12 protein-coding genes and 1 tRNA gene are annotated in these 18256 nt (G+C 33.5%); 4 read left to right on the top strand and 9 right to left on the bottom strand.

Annotated features, from left to right (window positions below):
- Positions 1 to 17 precede the first annotated feature (17 nt).
- Together AAFU52_RS19340 and AAFU52_RS19335 are read left to right on the top strand one after the other, a co-directional pair.
- On the top strand, positions 18 to 290 hold the full coding sequence (locus AAFU52_RS19340) for an HU family DNA-binding protein (protein ID WP_024769076.1): 273 nt from the start codon (positions 18 to 20) through the stop codon (positions 288 to 290).
- A gap of 133 nt (positions 291 to 423) precedes the next feature.
- Entirely contained in the window at positions 424 to 984 is a 561-nt protein-coding gene (locus AAFU52_RS19335) for a YqgE/AlgH family protein (protein ID WP_024769075.1), read from the top strand.
- Here the strand turns inward: AAFU52_RS19335 and AAFU52_RS19330 are convergent.
- Together AAFU52_RS19330 and AAFU52_RS19325 are read right to left on the bottom strand one after the other, a co-directional pair.
- The gene (locus tag AAFU52_RS19330; protein ID WP_438423180.1) at positions 981 to 1829 is read right to left on the bottom strand and encodes an aminotransferase class IV; all 849 of its coding nucleotides are present in this window, start codon (positions 1827 to 1829) and stop codon (positions 981 to 983) included. The two genes, AAFU52_RS19335 and AAFU52_RS19330, sit on opposite strands and share 4 nt — an antisense overlap.
- Before the next feature lie 60 nt (positions 1830 to 1889).
- On the bottom strand, positions 1890 to 2282 hold the full coding sequence (locus AAFU52_RS19325) for an START-like domain-containing protein (RefSeq protein ID WP_024769073.1): 393 nt from the start codon (positions 2280 to 2282) through the stop codon (positions 1890 to 1892).
- A 198-nt stretch (positions 2283 to 2480) separates the two neighbouring features.
- On the opposite strand from AAFU52_RS19325, the gene AAFU52_RS19320 reads away from it, so the two are divergent.
- Both AAFU52_RS19320 and AAFU52_RS19315 read left to right on the top strand, forming a co-directional pair.
- Positions 2481 to 2554, top strand: a tRNA-Met gene (locus tag AAFU52_RS19320).
- Positions 2555 to 2615: 61 nt separating this feature from the next.
- Positions 2616 to 2762: a hypothetical protein gene (locus AAFU52_RS19315; protein ID WP_161635245.1), complete on the top strand. Its 147-nt coding sequence runs from the start codon at positions 2616 to 2618 to the stop codon at positions 2760 to 2762.
- Here the strand turns inward: AAFU52_RS19315 and AAFU52_RS19310 are convergent.
- The 7 genes from AAFU52_RS19310 to AAFU52_RS19280 all read right to left on the bottom strand — a co-directional run bounded on the left by AAFU52_RS19310 (position 2759) and on the right by AAFU52_RS19280 (position 18255).
- Entirely contained in the window at positions 2759 to 3643 is an 885-nt protein-coding gene (locus tag AAFU52_RS19310; RefSeq protein ID WP_438423179.1) for an AraC family transcriptional regulator, read from the bottom strand. The two genes, AAFU52_RS19315 and AAFU52_RS19310, sit on opposite strands and share 4 nt — an antisense overlap.
- A 54-nt stretch (positions 3644 to 3697) precedes the next feature.
- Positions 3698 to 4162, bottom strand: coding sequence for a DUF3291 domain-containing protein (locus AAFU52_RS19305; protein ID WP_438423178.1), 465 nt, complete (start codon positions 4160 to 4162; stop codon positions 3698 to 3700).
- Between the two features lie 152 nt (positions 4163 to 4314).
- The gene (locus AAFU52_RS19300) at positions 4315 to 6723 is read right to left on the bottom strand and encodes a hypothetical protein (RefSeq protein WP_438423177.1); all 2409 of its coding nucleotides are present in this window, start codon (positions 6721 to 6723) and stop codon (positions 4315 to 4317) included.
- Positions 6724 to 6971: 248 nt separating this feature from the next.
- Complete coding sequence (locus tag AAFU52_RS19295) at positions 6972 to 7454, bottom strand: hypothetical protein (RefSeq protein ID WP_438423176.1); 483 nt, start codon at positions 7452 to 7454, stop codon at positions 6972 to 6974.
- Positions 7451 to 13453: a hypothetical protein gene (locus AAFU52_RS19290; RefSeq protein ID WP_438423175.1), complete on the bottom strand. Its 6003-nt coding sequence runs from the start codon at positions 13451 to 13453 to the stop codon at positions 7451 to 7453. Before AAFU52_RS19290 ends, AAFU52_RS19295 begins: the two co-directional genes overlap by 4 nt.
- Positions 13454 to 13458: 5 nt before the next feature.
- A complete protein-coding gene (locus AAFU52_RS19285; RefSeq protein ID WP_438423174.1) occupies positions 13459 to 14802 on the bottom strand; it encodes a PKD domain-containing protein in 1344 nt (447 codons plus the stop codon).
- Between the two features lie 42 nt (positions 14803 to 14844).
- Positions 14845 to 18255 carry a T9SS type A sorting domain-containing protein gene (locus AAFU52_RS19280; RefSeq protein ID WP_438423173.1) on the bottom strand — a complete coding sequence of 1137 codons (3411 nt, stop codon included), beginning with the start codon at positions 18253 to 18255 and terminating at the stop codon, positions 14845 to 14847.
- Between the last annotated feature and the right edge of the window lies 1 nt (position 18256).

The following is an 18256-nucleotide window of genomic DNA, read 5'->3' as shown; positions in this document are numbered from 1 at the left end:
AATTTAAAAACAGAATTATGAACAAAACAGAATTAATCGATGCAATGGCAGCTGACGCTGGAATTACTAAAGCAGCGGCTAAAAAAGCCTTAGAATCTTTCTTAGGAAACGTTGAAGGTACTCTTAAAAAAGGAGGACGTGTTTCTTTAGTAGGATTTGGATCTTGGTCAGTTTCTAGAAGAGCTGCAAGAGAAGGTAGAAATCCACAAACTGGTAAGACTATTAAAATCGCTGCTAAAAACGTTGTTAAGTTTAAGGCTGGTGCTGATTTATCAAGTTCGGTAAACTAATCAGTTCGTTTTCGATATTATTTAAAAGCTCCCAAATTTGGGAGTTTTTTTTATGATTTTTCGGCAAAAAACTCCTAACTACTTTGATTATTAGAAATAATTATTTAGATTTAAGATAAGTTAAATTGTTAGTATGATATCACTACAACCATCAAAAGGACATTTATTAATCGCTGAGCCGTCTATTATAGGAGATGTGTCTTTTAACCGTTCGGTGGTCCTTTTGGCTGATCATAGTGAACAGGGGTCCATTGGCTTTATAATGAACAAACCACTTGAGTATTTTCTTGCTGATCTGGTTCCAGAAATTGAAATAGAGTTTAAGATTTATAATGGTGGACCAGTTGAACAAGATAACCTATACTTTATACATAAAGTTCCCGATTTAATTCCTAACAGTGTAGAAATATCTGGCGGTATTTATTGGGGAGGAGATTTCTCTATTGTCTCCCAGCTTATTGTTGAAGATAAAATCACTCCAAATGAAATCAGGTTTTTCTTAGGATATTCTGGTTGGGATTCTAAGCAACTTAATCAAGAACTTGAAGCCAACTCATGGGTAATTGTAGAAAATAATTACAAAAAGAATATTTTCGGAAAGTCCTGTGATACTTTCTGGAAAGAAAAAATGATAGAACTAGGAGGAGAATATGTCCTTTGGTCTAATGCTCCAGAGAATCCTACATACAATTAATCCCCTAATCTTATCCTGGTATTTAATATTCCTAATAATCTCTTACTTGTTTTAGAAGTATACTCCTTTTTCCTAAACTTGGTAATTGGTATAATTCCTGTAATTACATTAGTAATAAATAATTCATCTGCTTTTTGTAACTCAAAAGGAGAAATAGAAGCTTCCTCTATTTGATATTCTGGTAATTTCTCAAGAATTCTTATCAACTGAGTTCTTAGTATCCCTTTTAGACACCCATCTGCTATTGGAGGTGTCTTTATTGTATTACCTTTTACAAGAAATAAATTTCCGTTCAAAGCTTCAATAATCATTTTTTCAGAGTTGATTAACAAACAATTATCAAAGCCATTTTCTTTGGCAAAAATTCCACCAAGAACATTAACCAGTTTATTTGTTGATTTTAAAGTAGATAGGATATCTGTATTGATATAATGATCTTTAAAAAGAGTAACTTCATACTTCTGATCAGGAATCGTATAGAAACTGGATTCTAACTTAGAAACCAATATATTGTATTCGATATCGTTAGAAGCGGGCGTATATAGCCCGCCAGAGACTCTATTTACCATTAATTTTATCCTTACCGAAGAATTTGTTAACCCATTTGCAGTGACAAGATCTATGATTTCTTTTTCTAAGAATTCTGGAGTAAATGACATAGGGATTTGCATTCTAAGAATACGCATTGAAGCCATTAATCGAAAATAGTGATCTTCCCAAAATAAAATAGTACCAGAATTAACTCTGATAGTTTCAAATAAAGCGTCTCCATATGCATATCCTCTATTATCAATAGCCAATACTGCTTTATGATCTTCTAGTAAATTTCCGTTGATATTAACCATAAAAAATTCCCATAAATTTTAATGTTTATGGGGTATAGATTTTTATTATAAAAAGAAGAATTATGCTGAGCCTAATACCTGTTTTAGATTCCCTATCATATTATCCCATAACATTTTACTTTCGTCCATTTCATCATCTTCAGAATAATCAGTAACCATAAGAGAAACGTCTTTGGTTATTTCATCAACCTGAATACGCATTTCAAAGAAATAATCATTTCCATCATTTTCATCTTCTACCCATCTAAATTTTATTCGCTCACCACTTTTTTTGCTTAAAAGTTTTGCTTCCTCTTCAGAATCATCCCAGATAAATGTAAACAACTCCCCTCTTGAGTTTACATTATCAGAAAACCACTCTGAGAGACCAGAAGGAGTAGATATATATTGATATAATAGTTGCGGCGACGACTGTACCACAAATTCAAGTTCATATTTTATTTTTTCAGACATATCATTAATTGTTGGTAAGCCAATATATAGATTAATTATCGACTTTAAAAGTACATTGAAAAAAAAATTAATTATGCATTATTGTTTGCGTCAATCCATTTTGTTTTTATATTTGCACCCTCCTTAGGAGTACTACAAAAAGTGTTCTATAAAAAGAAGCTGTTTTAAATAGTTTTTTTATACTAAAATAAGGAATATGGCGAGGTAGCTCAGTTGGTTAGAGCGTCGGATTCATAACCCGGAGGTCGGGGGATCGTGCCCCCCTCTCGCTACAGGAATAAAAAAGGAAAAGCTGACTTATATAAGTCAGCTTTTTTTTATTTAATTCAGAAAATGTATTTTTATGTTGTGGGGATATTTACCGATCATAATGCCGATATTGTTCAGATCATAAGCCTTCCTTTGGAAGTTATTGGGTTTACTCTGGCATTTATTGAAGTGCGTAAGCCATCTCTAGCAGCACATCCCATTACTAATTAATGTTTTTCTCTAAAAGATTTTGGAGAAATAGATACATATTTCTTGAAAAACTTCCAGAAATAGGCAGAATCTTCAAAATGTAACTCAAAAGCAATCTCGGATATACTTTTTTTGCTAAAAATCAGAAGTCGCTTAGCCTCTAAAACAACACATTCTCTAATCAATTCTCCTGCTGTTTTTCCTGTTGATTTCTTTACTGTATCATTTAGATAGGTTGGTGTAATATGTAGTAAAGAAGCGTAATAGCTAACGCTTCTTTCTTTTTTATAATCTTGTTCGATTAACTTCTTAAAAGACTTCACAATCATATTACCCGATGTACCATCTCCAAAACTCTGATCATTATGCATCTGTCGTTGGATATGGATCATCAAAATATTAAGATGATTTTTAATGATCTGATCTTTCTCAACATAGTCATTAGTAAATTCTTTCCAAAGGGCTGTAATACTACTACTAATCATTTTTTCTTCCTTATTAGTTTGCACTACTAAAGATGTATTATGTATTGTCGTATTTATAATTTCAAAACTGGTATTCGCTCTGGTATGTGATAACAAAACATCTGGTGAGAAATGCAATACAAATCCTTTAAAATCATTAGAATTTTCGCATGCATGAACTACCCCTGGGTGAATATAAAATAGTGTTCCTTTCTCCATTTTATACATTTCTTCATCTATCATGATGTTTCCACACCCATGGGTTACCCAAATGATCTGAAAGAGATTAAAATGTCGATGAGGATGATGCGCTGTAGTATTAAGGCCATTAGATGATTCTTCTAGGCGTCTCATATTAAAAAATGAGGCAACCTCACCTTCTTTATTACCATACAAATGATAATTTGGTATCTTATCTACTGCTTTTACAGATATCATATATCCCGATTCATTGCTTTATATTCTCATCAATATAAACATAAAATCATAAACTTAAACCTCTTCACCTATACTATTAAAAGTCTTTTTAAAATTAAAAGCATCAAAAGTCGGTCCATATTCTTCTATATGTTTCAATTTAGACAAGGCTTCTTCTGTTGTTGGTATATGATCGTGATCTACCCACCATAGCACCATATGAGGACTTTTCATTCTTTCAAACCACTTTCTACCATCTCTCACAAAATAACTATGTACAGTACCATAGGCATAGTCTTTAAGAGATTTAAGATCTTCCCAAACAGACATATTAATAAGCATCATATCATCTTCTAAAGGGGATTCAATATTTGCCGCAGAACTGCCATCATCATCTTTTAATCTCCATACAAATCCTGGACTTTCATCGGCCAACTTATTAATCGGTTCCAGAAAATCAACAAATTCTTTTAGTAGAGGAGAATCCAGCGGAGCTTTCATTTTGGCAATATTAATTTCTGCAATATACTTTTTACTCATAATTTTAATTTTTCACTGTATTGTTACAGTATCAATATTCAAAATTAGAGATAGACAGTTAATTTATTTATATAAGGATCACGGTTGTTTCTGTACTTTTTACAGAATTCTATCTTTGGGTTATAAAAATGAGAACCAACTATCAGTATAAACTAGTTTTCTTCTTTTAATAGTTTATGAAATACATCTGCCAGTCGTATTTCGATAAATTTCACAATATCTCTTTCTGGTTTATCATTTTGGTACATAGAGAAGACTTTTGATGCATTGCGTCTTTTTAATGTTTTAATATCTCCTTCTGGATATTCAATATCTTCCGGTTTCAAATTCCATTTTAATAAAGATTGTAAAAGTTCGGTATGTGATTTATACCGTTTCTCTAATACCTTTTGTCTATCCAGATCTTCTTGATTTTTTTCTTCTGCACTATTGATTCTTCCACTTAGTACTGTAAACTCATCCCGTATCTGGCGGTCAATCTCCTGTGCCTCCTCAACTAGTTTTAAATAGGATTCATATATTTTTTCATTGTAAAACTCTGCAAAGTCAAAATAAAGATTCATTGCTTTAAGGTAACTTATGGCGACCTCCTTGTATACTCTTTTATCTTTTTGTTCGGTTTCTACAAGTTGTTCTCCAAGATCACTTAACTTACCTCTTTTATCTTTGATAAGATGAGCAAAACCTTCTTTCTCTGGTAGTGCTAATAACTCTGGAGTGATATCTGTAGGGAGTCCTTCATAACGATATTTTCTATACTGAATTTTAATAGAGTCATTGACTTCTTTCGGCTTTTTAGGCTTCTTATTGAAATTGATTTTGGGTTTCTTAAGTCCAAATGCATAATTATAACTAAAAGTAGCTGTAAATTCGCTTAAACCACCTGTATTGCCACCATTTCTAAATAATTGTACAGCATTAAGATTGAAATTGTGTCTTTCTTTTAAAGTATAGGTCACCGCCCCTCTTAGGTTCGTAACATTTGTTTTAGATGTGAGGCTACTAGAACTATTATATCCTGCAGAAAGTCGGGTGTTCAATGTTTTTTTAAAATATCGCTTACCGACACTTACAGTAGGACCCCAAGTCGTTGCTTCTTCTCTTCCAATTGTATTATAAGTCCCATTAATTGATGTGCTTATACTTAGGCTTCTTTCTGAAAAATCTATCGTATGACCAAGGTTCATATTATGAAAAGTAGAAGCATCTCCCAATCTAACCACGCCACCTTGTTCATTTGAGACATCATTGAGTGCATAATTCATCGTTAGATTCTGGCGAGAGGTCTTTTTTCCTGAAAGCACATAGTTAATCGTTAAAGTAGCTGTTTGTGATAATTGCTTGTAATCCAGTTCCTCTATCTGTTCATCTAAAAGATCGGCATCATTAATCTCATCAAACTGATTAGGCTTGATATTAGTAAACGTACTAAAGTTAGAGTACATACCAGAGATATTCAACCTATCTGATACAGAAAGGGTTGCATTTAATGATCCAACCGTACGATTGGTGTTATTAGCCTTTAAGTTATCAAGATCATCTCTTTGATACCCAATATTAAGAGCTAAGCTTAATTTGTCCTTAAAAAACGTATTAGAGGCATCTAAGGTTATGTTTTCAAAATCATTATTGAAATAATACGCTCCCAGGGTTTCATAACCAGGTTCAATGCGTTCGTATCCCAAACCAAGATTTACTCGTCCTACGCCATAACCTAAACGTGTTTTGATAGCTGTATAATATTCTGTAGAAGCTCGATTATTAAAAAAATTAGCTATCGGCGAGATGTCCGAATTATCTACCTCTTCGGCTCGGGTATCTTTGGTAATCGCTGTAGAGGCATATTCGGCCTGAAGGCTAAAACTTTTACCTAATTTAACTTCTCCTTCTATACTTACTACCAGATTTTCTTGGGGTAATACACCTTTGGCTTCGGGGATAGAATCAATAGAAGTTGAATTATCCTTGGCATAAAAACCAATAACTCCTATTCTATAACGCTCTTTTTCAAAACTCGTTTTTAGTCCATATCCCATACGGCTATACGAAGGAATAGTTCTTGCATCTTCATTATCCTCTACTGCTTTTAGCAAACGGCCACCCATAGCACTTATTTTTAAAGCTCCGGGAGGGGTAAGATCTATACCTCCACCCGTAAACTGATGACCACTTAAAGTATAGGGAGAAAAGGTCATACTTACATTACCAATATGACCAGTAACCCATTTATATTTTGGATGTAAACTAATACGGTTAAAATCAAAAGGAAGCTGATACCCCAGATTCTCTCCCTGGTTCGAAAAACTATAGGATATAGGTAATGAAAAGCTATAAATATTGATGTTAAGCGCTCCTTGTAAAAAATAGGTAAAAGGTTCTCTGTTATTATTTTGGTTGGAACTATAATACACTCCGCTGGCAGAAACCTGACCACTAACTTTTAGAGGTTTGCTTTGAGTGATTGTTTCATAATCCAGAGTTTGGCCATAACACAAAAATGGGAATACCAAAAACACTAATAGTAATTTCTTTAATGGATTTACATTAATTGGTATACTCAAAAATGATTTTATATTAAATTCCCTCACAATTTCTTATAACATAAATGAGATTACTTTTCTCTCCTTTTTAAGTACACTATTTTATATTTTATTTATCTGTCAAAAACCAGAATTTGATCTATACGACTTGACTTCTATTTAGTTTTGATTGTAGTCTTAGATCGAATTATCACACTACAATATTACTTTTAAAAAAAGAAAAATAGTTCACGGTTTTCAGGGATTTACGTTTTTACCTCGTCTAAGAATCAGCATATTGGTTTCCAAATAATTTTCTCCTTTTCTATATCAGATGGCATTGGCACATCATATTTCGATTTTGTTCTTACTTCCCAAACTTTTTCTATTTCTGAGAGTTTAATTTCACCAGAATAATATTCCATTCCTTTAGAATCTATAAGCTTTACAAACGGTAACTCTTCACCAATTTTTTTATCATAAGTTTTTAAGCTAATACTTCTTATATCCTCAAAATAATGATAAGCCTCAAATACAATTCCTCTATAAAGAGCTTTGGTTATAATCCCAAACGCATTCATTAATACATCCTTTTTGATAATTTTTATAAATCCCCCATGAATACTTTTCTTAAATTCATCAATTGGGCATTCTTTTTCATTTTCATAGATTAATATGAAATGAGTAAAAGGAATTGGAGCTTCATGTCTTACTTCATGAAATCTTATTTCATGTCCATGATAACTTGTATATTCTCCGTGTCTTATTATCATTCTACAGAAACAAACTTGTTTTTATCTTTATCAAATTTTGCAATTAATTTCTCAGAACCATCTGACATTAATATAAGCATAGGGTCGCCATGTTGAGGTGTATAACGCGGAGACTCTAATTCGGGAACTCCTAGTCTACCATGGTTTCCAGATGTAAACCCGTTCCCTGTGTATGGATAAGGTAATCCCGATCCTTGAGGTATCGTCAAATTTGGGTTTTTAACTTTGTATCTAATTATACCGCAACTACCGTCAGACAACTTAAAAACTGGACCTTTTTCACTCTCATAATCAAGCCTCATCCCATAGAAAACATCCTCATACGTTTTTAAGTGTTTTGCATCTTTTGCAGCCGTAATAAATCCGCCAACTGTATTATAAGTTCCATCCAAATATTTTTCTATATCAGATTTGGAGATCACTTTTTGAAGTATTGTATTTCCATCTGGTATGGGAATCGAATTCCTAATAGCACTTATTATAGCTTTATCATCTTGTTTTAGTTGATGATATTTCATTTTCTGATAGATTTTCTTAAAATTTTCTACACTTATTCCATGCTTACCTACAATTGAAGCTACATTATCAGAAAAGCCATTAATTGAATTAATAGTAGATCTGCCATATTTCGCATTATCAATTTTCTTAAACCCAACCTCTTTTCCTTTTCTTAAAATTACATGCTCTTTATATTTGCCTGCAACTTCTGCTCCATCTGCCTCGTCCAGAAATTTTTTCTTTATCAGATTTCCTTTGGTATCTATACGTGCTACTTCTGTATTTTTACCATCTATTACAGTAGTAATTATAACATCTCCTTTCTTGATTCCTGAAAATTTAATCGGTAATTTCCAATCAAGTTTAAAAAACTCATTTGCTTTTTCTAGACCTCGGAAAAGATTATTCTTACTTACTGATGAACCATTATTTATAAGTTGGTTAAATCCTAAAAATGAGTCTTGCCCTTCATAAGTAAAACGACCAGAGGTTTTAGCTAGAATTTCTAGATTTTTACCATCATTACCCAATCGAATATTTTCAAAAGATTCAAGAACCCTCCATGATTGTTCAAGCTCTGACTTTCTTGTGGGAGATGCCTCATCGTACATTTTTTTGACCTTTGTATTTGTATACTTAGCATCTAGTAAAACAGTTCTTAATGAAGGGGTCACACCGCTTGCAACGATATCTAGGTCATTTATCGTTTTTTTCAATTTGTTTAGGGCATTTGGGTCTTCTTTTATTGTCTTTGATAATGTCTTTGCCTTATTAATAATAGTCCCTCCTAGACCTTGTACTTTTATAACTGTTTGAATATGTCCTAAATAAGCTCTTATTTCCTTACATGTTTCATCTGCATCACAAGTTTTTGAGTATTTTAATAAAGCCTCTGTACTAGACAATAAAAACTTATGATTTTCAAAATTCTTCAACGCAGTAGCCAAAGCACTTTGTGCCTTCAATTTCCATAATAAGTTTAGTCTTTCATCTGTTATCTTTTCATGCAATCTACTCATCACACGATTAAAATCTGTTCTACTTATATTAGTTGGTAGAAGGTCTGGATTATTATCTACATCATTACGAAGTTGTTTTGATAAATTTGCCAATTCATCCATTTCTTTGACAAAACCAGTAACTCCATTTATCGATGCCAAAATATCTCCCACAAGACCAAATTTTTGACAAAAAGTCATTTCTTTTTTTGTCGTTGGTGACACTACTGAAGTCTGATTAGTTTCGGCACAATAATCGGAGTATTTAAGTACCATATTGGTTACACTTACCATTGTTTCCGTATACTTCAGCCCTTCATAAAACTGTCCTAGCTTACCTAATGTTTTTATATGTCTTAACTTAGTAAGGTTACCTACTCCAGTAGCCGTAAGCGCGACTTCAAAAGTAAGTTGTATTCCTTGTTCTATATTACTTGTACTATACTTTTCATCAATAGCCTTAAGAATGAATATTGGCACTTTTGTAGATTCAACATTAATACCAGAAGTGGCAATCTTATTATATTTTGTCAATCGTATAGGATCATAAATATCATATGTTCCTCTCACTACAGGCTTTTTTACTCCTTTTCGTGCAGTCCCATAATCATCATATCGATAAGTCTGAACATATTCTATAAATTCGACGTCGGTCTTTTCATCTTTAAACTCAACCTCATAATCACTTAAATAAAAAACTCCATATTTACTACTTTCATACGGTATATCGTATACCATACCTGAATTGTATTTAGAGTTTTTCCAAGCTTCATAAATAATATTAATGAATTTTGTGAAATTATCCTTACCTCCCCAATCATCTATCTTGCTATAAAGCTCTCTAAAAGCATTATTGTCATTAATTTTCCTTGATCTTAAATCAGAAAGAAAGGTATTTTCATTATCTTTTGCTATAGCTTCCAAAATAGTTATTACAGCATCTTCTTCAGAAACGCCTATATCATTAACAGAACAGTTTAATAATAATTTTAAAGTTTGCCATAATCTCTCTTTATGAAAATCAACTTTATTAGCTTTTATTAAGTAGTCTTTAGGGATTTCAGAAAAATAGGTATCAATATCATCGCATTCCGTACCTATAGAGATACCATTTTGAGGAAAAAACTCATCATTAAGATACTTAATTATTTCTTTTGAATAATTTGATTCATTAGGTAACGTATAGCTTTTGTCTCGATCAATTTTTATGGCATTGCAAAAATTTTCTACCTCATCGTGATGGTCAAACTCAAAAATATAATCCTCTTCTTTTGTCTTTAAGTTTAATTCGTAATAAACTCCTCCTGTGATGTTCTTTTTTATTTCGAAAACCTCGGTTATATCATTTTTTCTTTGAGATTTATCTTTTGGAAACAGGTGTTCTTTTAATTTTTTCAATTCTACTGGATCAACTACTTCATTTGGCCTAAACACAGGTATAGTTGTAAAAATTTCTACATTTTTATACAGTAAACTGTTACGTTCCTTTTTTCTATTATTATTATCGACTTCTTTGATATACTTCGGAACTAAAGTAGAACTTCCTTCAAATCGTCCTTTATGTATTGATACACTTAGATTGTGATCTTTCCAAGTTCCATGAAAAGTTCCTATTTTTCCAAAAACAGATGTATCTATACTTAGGTTATCTTCTTTTGAATTCAAATACGCATATCGTATAATTTGAAATACTTTACCTATAAATTCATCATCCGAAAAAAGAAACTCCCCCTCTTCATCATCCTGAAATGGATATAATTTAAAATCAGGATTATGAATTTGTGCCCAATCCAAATGTGATAATTCTACTCCATTACCATAGTCCATAAGCCAATTGGTAGCTCCTTTTGATGTTTTCAGCTCTGTAAATGGGTGTTCTAATCCAAAGACACCATGGCCAAGTTCATGAGAAATTGTTCCCGCCAAATTATCTTTACCTTCCTCTTCTTTTGAAAGGTTACCATTAAATATAAACCCAAATTGTCGTTTAATCGGCATAAAGCCAGCAACACCACTTCGGCTAGGTTGTATATTGCTGCCAAACACAAAAAGATAATAGGATTTACGAGAAGTAGTTATGCTTGATTTATACGCCTTAATAATAGCATTTTGATCTTCTGTATAGTTGGTAAAGAAACCACTATCTCCCATCTGTACTGTATCCCCTCCGTAAAGAGATTTATCTACCTTAAAATCACTAGCAATTGTAAGGTCAATATTAACCGATGCTTTACCAAAGATTGTATTGATTTCTGATGTAAGTTCTGATTTACTTGGCAATGAAACTCCATCAACCGGTATAATAGTTACATTAATATCTTTTTTAGACAAATGCCAAAGAGAAAATACACCTGCTATAGTTTGTTGTTTTGTATTATCCTTTGACTCTATCGTAGCGTATATATTTTCATGCTCAAATGCATAATACCCATTGAGTTCTAACGTAATCTCATTACTTCCGGATACTTCATACTTAACATTTTCACCATTAGCTGTTTTAATAACAAGGTCTTTAATCGATAAGCTACTATCGGTAATGGTAACTTTTGCTTTTATTTTATCTGAAGCTCCATTTCCTACTGCCTTATTGATAATAGCATATGGCTTACCTTTTGCATCCTTTATTTGACCGTAATACTTTCCTAATTGTTTTTCCTGCCCATTTGGTATTGAATCAAATCCATAAGCATAACTGTTATCGGCTATAAATTCTACTTTGATACCCTCTGCAGAAAGTTGAGAGACATCTCCATTTTCATCAACTCCAGGAGTGTTTTCTGAATCAACACCTCCACCATCTGCCAATGGTTCTCCCTGTCTAATGTTACCATCTTCGTCAACATGGTATACATCACCATTACTATCAATAATAACCACATCATCTCCACCAGGATACTTTGAAATTGCTCCTGTTACCGGATCTGTTACGGTTATAGTACCATCATCATTTACTCGAATATCATTAATCGTTATATCATAATCAAGCTGTACAGCTTCTAGATCATTATCTCCTTCAAAGACCTCTGTCACATCATTAACAGATTCAATTCCTTCCCAGTTTTCATCATAGTCTGTTACTACAATCCCATCCAAAAGTTGATAATCTGTATTGATACTAATATTGTCAAAACTCACTTTTAACTTAGTATCCTGTAAATACGGAACCACAATATATCCCCATCCCGAAAAAGAGCCACTATCCCCTTTTACCTCTTTTACCGTTACCGGAAAATCTCCTGCAGTAAATACTTCATTTGTAACCAACCTTTCTAAAGGGTCCTGATTGGTAATAATAATCTCGGGTGTAATACCACAGTTATACGTTGACTCTTTGTCGTCTGCCAGTATGGTAGTAAACTCATAGATTTGAGAATAGGTAAACGGACCATTATCCAGGCATTGTCCCCCAACTCTAAACTCATACGTCGTTCCTGGTTCTAGATTATAAATAGTTGTATACTCATTAATAGTGCCTCCCTCAAACCAAATCGCATTTTCTGTATCCTTCTTACGATATTGCACATTATACCTCAAGTGATCTACGCCTTGCCATAAAATCTTTTCGCTGGTTGTATTTTTTGCCTCCGCCAATATATATTCTGGCTCTGCACATTTACCGGTATAAGTAAAGTAATAGATTTCGCTATATCCGTCATTTTTAAACACAGAGGTTTCACTGATCCCGTCACTTATCATGGCTCGTACTCTCCACCCATATGTTTTATCTGGCAGTAAAGAAGTTTCTGCAGGTCCGTATAGCAAAGTAGTAGCAAAAGTATTGGTCTGATACAATGGTCGACTAGCCAAAAATGCAGCTTGCGGATCCATTTGATTATCCCAAAGCTCAGCCAATGTAAACTCATATTCTACATTTGTAGCATTAAGATGCCTAGGAGTCCACTGAAAAATAATGTTTTGCGGATCTCGCATCAATACTTGTTCTCCTCGATTAGGTAGATTTAAAAATGGTGGATCATTAAGAACTAGATAAACTGTAGCACAGCTTTTTCGAGAAATCTGTTGCCCCGATTGCGCATCATATACTTCAAAACAAAAACGATACAAGCCTTCTGGTAAAGGCACGCTATATTGCTGCGGGTTAATTCCTCTTAAATTCTGAAGGGCAAAATAAGGTTGTAAATCTAAATTAGTTAATCGTAATGGTATCCCTCCATCCAGGAAAATCGGATTAGCTCCGATCACTACATCATTACTCTGGATAGACAAACCTGCATTATTTTCTACAAAGAATTTTAAACGCACTTGTCTATTCGATTCTGTTATATCGGTTAGTAGTAAATTAAGTATTAATTTATCTGATGAGGCTGTATTATACTCTGATAGTTTTAAACTATATGGGGGTATTATCTGAGGAGTAACATTTACCGGAAAAACCTGTGCTTGTAATGCACAAGAAAACAAGAATATTACTAGTAAAATATAATACGTGTGTCTTTTAAGCATAGCTGAATCCTTTATCCTATTTATTATACTTATACTCATTTTAATTACTCTTTTTGAACTTTAATATCCACCAGTATGTAAGAATTCTGTCCATCCTCTACAAAGTTCTTAATCTTAATAGCTCCTTTCTTTCCTTCCTTAGTTTGAAAAAGAACAATTCTTGGTACCGTCGTATTATCAAAATCTTGTAACCCTCCCGGAGTTTCAGTTATCACCAGGTTCTTTAACAATGTGTCATCCTGCATAGCATCAAACTGTGATGGTGTTAATGAAGCAGAACAATTACACAGTTCTTGAGAATTAATAAAAATTGTGTTTTTGGGGCTTTGTAATTCATCAAAAGTAGTTCCTGATAATTGATCAGGGCTCACAAATCGATTACGATTAAAAGTGTTGCTTAAACCAAAGAAAATCAAATCAATATCTTGTTCAATACCTGGTGTTATCTCATTAGCTGTAAATAGTGTACGCTTTGCTATGGTATAAAAACTCCCTCTTGTATTCGCAGTATGAGCTGTATTAATCCCAAACCTAATATCATTTAATTCTCTAAGATTTGTATTTTTAAAAAATTCAATCTGTTTGGTGATAGTCTTTGTGTCTTTTCCGTTAAAGGCCGTTAATCTTATTGTTTGAATCCCTTCTTGAGTAAATATTATCTCTGGATTTTCTTCTGCGGAAGAAGAAGAAACAGTTCCTTCAAAAGTCCATTGATATGAGGTAGCACTAATTGAGTTATTCTGAAATTGTACACGAGCAGGTATTTGATAATCATCGTCATCAAAAGCTATCTGATACTCGAAGTCTGAAACTAAAAACGGAGCAACAGTAATTGTTTTTTGTAAATCATATGTTTCTCGCCCGTTACCAATTTCTAATCTAATCACATGATCTCCGGGCTCTGCGAATACTATTTCTCCCGGATCACGATCGGTAGAGCTTGCCGGAGTTCCTCCTTCAAAAGTCCAGGAAAAACTATCTGCTCCAGAAGAGTTATTTTGTATTGTATAACTAGCCGGAGAGAAATTATCTACGAGATTTGTGATTTCAAAATCAACAACCACCGGGTCATCAATTTGTATTTCTAAAGTTTTTGTGCCTTGGGATCCATCTTGATTGGTTGCTGTAAGCTCAATAGTATACACTCCTTTTGCGTCATACCGTATGACTCCCGGATTACGATTTACAGACCTGGAAGGCACTCCGCCTTCAAAAGTCCATTCATAATCTTCTCCTCCTTTTGTTCTATTAAAAAAAACAACCTGAACTGGTATTGAAAAATCATCATTAAAAACTTCAAATTTGAAATCAGTAATAACAGGTATTGCCTCTTCTTTGGCACAACCAAAAAGACAAAGTATAGATAATATGTGTATTATTTTATTCATAGCATAAAAGCACTTCTAGAGACTCTTCGTGACAAAAATGGTTTACTCAAACACTAGTTTACGAGTTTCTGACCCTTTTGGAGTTTCTAATAACATCAAATACACTCCTGTGGGCAGTGTAAGAGAATAGTCTAGTAAAAAATCAAGATTATTTTTTTCTACACGTTCGTGCATTGTTGCTCCCGACATTAGGTTTACTATTTTTAATGTGATATTAGACTCTTCTGCCAAACTGATCTTTGTTTTAAAAGAGCCTCCATTAGGGTTAGGGTAAACAATAAATTCTTCTATAAATTCTCCTTGAGAAGCAAATTGTTCTGGCGCTTCTATAGCCGGTTGAACCAAAATAGTTTTTGTAAAATCCTGATAGCAATCTATCTGATACGATCTTAAATTAATGTCATACGGGCCTTCTTTCTCAAACTTGAGTATTAATTTTTCTTTACTTTCTAAAACAACTTCTACTCCTTCGGGAATTGTCCACTCTACAGTTTCTCCTATAGGCTCACTCACATTAACTAATATTACCTCTTCATCGGTATATGCTTGTGTTGTAATTAAGAAATCAGAATCTATTGGGGTATCAAAAACCTCAACTTCTATATCTCCGATTCCTATACATCCAAGACTGCTGGTAATTGTAGCTACATATCTTCCTGCCTCTGTAATCTCGACAGTACTTGCTGAACTTGTAAATCCATTTTCGCTAAACCATGAATAGGTTGCTCCAGGGTCATTGATCGCAATATCAAGAATAAGTGATTGATCCTTACAGAGTGAACGTTTTTCTTCTAAATTCACTATAATAGGATCGGGATCTATTAACTTTTCTTCATAAAATGCTTTACATCCTTTATTATCTGTTACCTCTATTCTATATGTTCCTGAGGATAATCCATTAATAAATGTAGAAGTACTACCTGTACTCCATGTATAATTATATGGTGGATTCCCTCCTTTAATCTCTACCTCGATTTGCCCATCATTACCTTCAAAACATGTTGGAGATATTACCGATATGGGGTTTATTTCAAGTCCGCCAGGCTGATCGATTTTTACGCTTCCTTCTATTTGACAACCCTTAGCATCTGTAACAAAAATCAAATATGTTCCTGCTATAAGATTGGTTATTGTTGGAGTAGTTTCTCCATTACTCCATTCGTATGTATATGGCGGTGTTCCTCCAACAACAAAAGTCGTTGCTTCTGCATCGTCTCCATTAGCACATGTGACAACCGTATTTGTAAAAGAAATCCCTAGTTTATCGGGTTGTGATAAATATTTTGTGCTATCAATAGCCTGAACTAATCTATATTGTCTGGTACCATCTACATCTGTATATGCCTCATAGGTTCCTAATACAATACCGTTTTTATCTTCTACATTTAAAGCATAATTGCCTACACTTTGATTCTCTATAATACTATCATTTACTGCAATATTTTGCCAAACACCTCCTATATTCTTTTTCCATCGGTAACAATATGGCATAAAATTAGCTCTACATTCTCCTGGATTAGCAATGGTATTATCAAATTTCACACCTCCCTTTGCATGCACCACCAGTGCTCCATCCTGAAATTGATCTGGAATTCCCAGAGGAGTATTAAAATCAAAGCCATCACTATATTCGTTATCAATATTACATGAAATAGGATTATAAATTTCTATGGTTACCTCAAGTGGTTCGGGTTGTTCCAGATTATATTCAATATTGGTAAAGAAGCATCCATCTTTGTATGTGGCAGCATTATAGTTAGCATCTCGTGCACTTAAATTATATACTCCCTCACCAATGGAATGTAATATTATCTGATATCCCTGGTTTCCTGGCAATACACTTGTTGTCGTAGTAGTTAGTATATTTCCAGAATTATCTTTCCATTCAAAAGTATAACTATCATCATTTAATGCGGTTCCTCCAAAAATTCGAACTTTAAAAAAACCATCTAAAAAACCATAGGCTGTCGGTTCTTTATATTCTAACAATTCTACCTGTAATGGTTCACCTGGTTCTTCTATGATTTCAGACTCTACGATATCGTCTCCCAGTCTAATTTCTCCTGCAACATTTATTTGTTCTCTGGCGACACAATATACATTTCCACCTCTAACCTTTTTACGCACCTGCACTTCATAAGTAACCGGTTTTAAACCTGTTATAATATGGGTACTAGCATTTACAAAAGGTAGCCATGTTAAAGAGGATGCTCCTGCTTCTTTTATAGCATATTCATATTGTCCCGTACCACCTCCAGCCGCACTTAGATGTATTTCTCCATCAGTATTATTATTAATGTCTGTATCACCATCATTACACCATACATCTACGATTTCTGTGACTTCAAAAGAAACCGGGGTAGGTTTATTTATATTTACAATAGCGGTATGACTTGCATCTCCTGTGTAATATACAAACCCATTATACCCTCCTATCATATCCAATTTAAAACCAGCAGTACTGGGTGGAAGCCCTGTCAAAACATAGCTATTAGATCCATCAAGTGAAATATTAGAATATGATTCTACAGCAGCATAAATTGTATTACCATCTGGATCAGTTCCTATTGGTCTTGACATATCGCTTACGGCTATTCCCAAATTATCCCCTGGTTCTAATGCTCTGTCAAAAGTTACTCTTACTTCGCCATCAATACTATCATAACAACTAACATCTGTAGTTGTTGGAGGTGAAACAATATGGGGAGCAGATCTGCGCAATCTAAAACTAATGATATTCTCTGATGGCTTATCTGCACAAGGTAAAATCCTAAAATAAATATTTTGCCCTATTGCTGATTTTGGCAAAAAATCCTGCGGTATTGCTCTAAATATATTAGGTGTTGCAGGTAAAGGAATATTTTGCCATGAGCCATTAGGGTTAACAGCTCCAGGTGATAACTGGTATTGCCATTTATAAACTCCAGTATTAAATCCTGCAGTTGCAGTTACTTCAAACGAATCTTCATATCCTATAATATCAGAAACTGCAGAAGTATTTAATGTAATAATGGGTCGTACATTTATAATAGCATTTCCAGGTACAGCAGATGGAGTTGGTGAAAACTCACTAAAATTGTAATCTCTATAATAACATCCAGTAATATTAATATTACCATCTCTTCGTTTAGATTTACAATTACCTATTGAGTTTCTTCTTCGTTTATTTGTATGAAAACGTAAGTGTACAATTTTATTGTTTTCATTAAAAGTAACCGGGGTCATTACTAAAGGTTTATTCTCATACACTCCCGGGTCAAAAATTCTTGTTTTCGTTCCATTTGCATATGTTGCTTCTATATATTGCAACCCTTTGGAGCCAGAACCACAACTTGTTCCAGGGCTACCATCTCCAACATATCCTCCTATTGTAAGCTCATAACTTTGAGCAATACCAGAGGTTCCTAATAATAAGAAAAAAGTCGTAAAAAGTAAATAAACTATCTTTTTCATC

The sequence above is a fragment of the Aquimarina macrocephali genome (assembly GCF_051627225.1).
Lineage (GTDB): Bacteria > Bacteroidota > Bacteroidia > Flavobacteriales > Flavobacteriaceae > Aquimarina > Aquimarina macrocephali.
The sequence above is the reverse complement of the archived record's forward strand: the minus strand, read 5'-3'. Positions and strand labels throughout refer to the sequence as shown.

Excerpts from the sequence above, each read along its gene's own strand:
- AAFU52_RS19340 (WP_024769076.1), top strand. The coding sequence starts at position 18 with ATGAACAAAACAGAATTAATCGATGCAATGGCAGCTGACGCTGGAATT.
- AAFU52_RS19335 (WP_024769075.1), top strand. The coding sequence starts at position 424 with ATGATATCACTACAACCATCAAAAGGACATTTATTAATCGCTGAGCCG.
- AAFU52_RS19330 (WP_438423180.1), bottom strand. The coding sequence starts at position 1,829 with ATGGTTAATATCAACGGAAATTTACTAGAAGATCATAAAGCAGTATTG.
- AAFU52_RS19325 (WP_024769073.1), bottom strand. The coding sequence starts at position 2,282 with ATGTCTGAAAAAATAAAATATGAACTTGAATTTGTGGTACAGTCGTCG.
- AAFU52_RS19315 (WP_161635245.1), top strand. The coding sequence starts at position 2,616 with ATGTATTTTTATGTTGTGGGGATATTTACCGATCATAATGCCGATATT.
- AAFU52_RS19310 (WP_438423179.1), bottom strand. The coding sequence starts at position 3,643 with ATGATATCTGTAAAAGCAGTAGATAAGATACCAAATTATCATTTGTAT.
- AAFU52_RS19305 (WP_438423178.1), bottom strand. The coding sequence starts at position 4,162 with ATGAGTAAAAAGTATATTGCAGAAATTAATATTGCCAAAATGAAAGCT.
- AAFU52_RS19295 (WP_438423176.1), bottom strand. The coding sequence starts at position 7,454 with ATGATAATAAGACACGGAGAATATACAAGTTATCATGGACATGAAATA.
- AAFU52_RS19290 (WP_438423175.1), bottom strand. The coding sequence starts at position 13,453 with ATGAGTATAAGTATAATAAATAGGATAAAGGATTCAGCTATGCTTAAA.
- AAFU52_RS19285 (WP_438423174.1), bottom strand. The coding sequence starts at position 14,802 with ATGAATAAAATAATACACATATTATCTATACTTTGTCTTTTTGGTTGT.
- AAFU52_RS19280 (WP_438423173.1), bottom strand. The coding sequence starts at position 18,255 with ATGAAAAAGATAGTTTATTTACTTTTTACGACTTTTTTCTTATTATTA.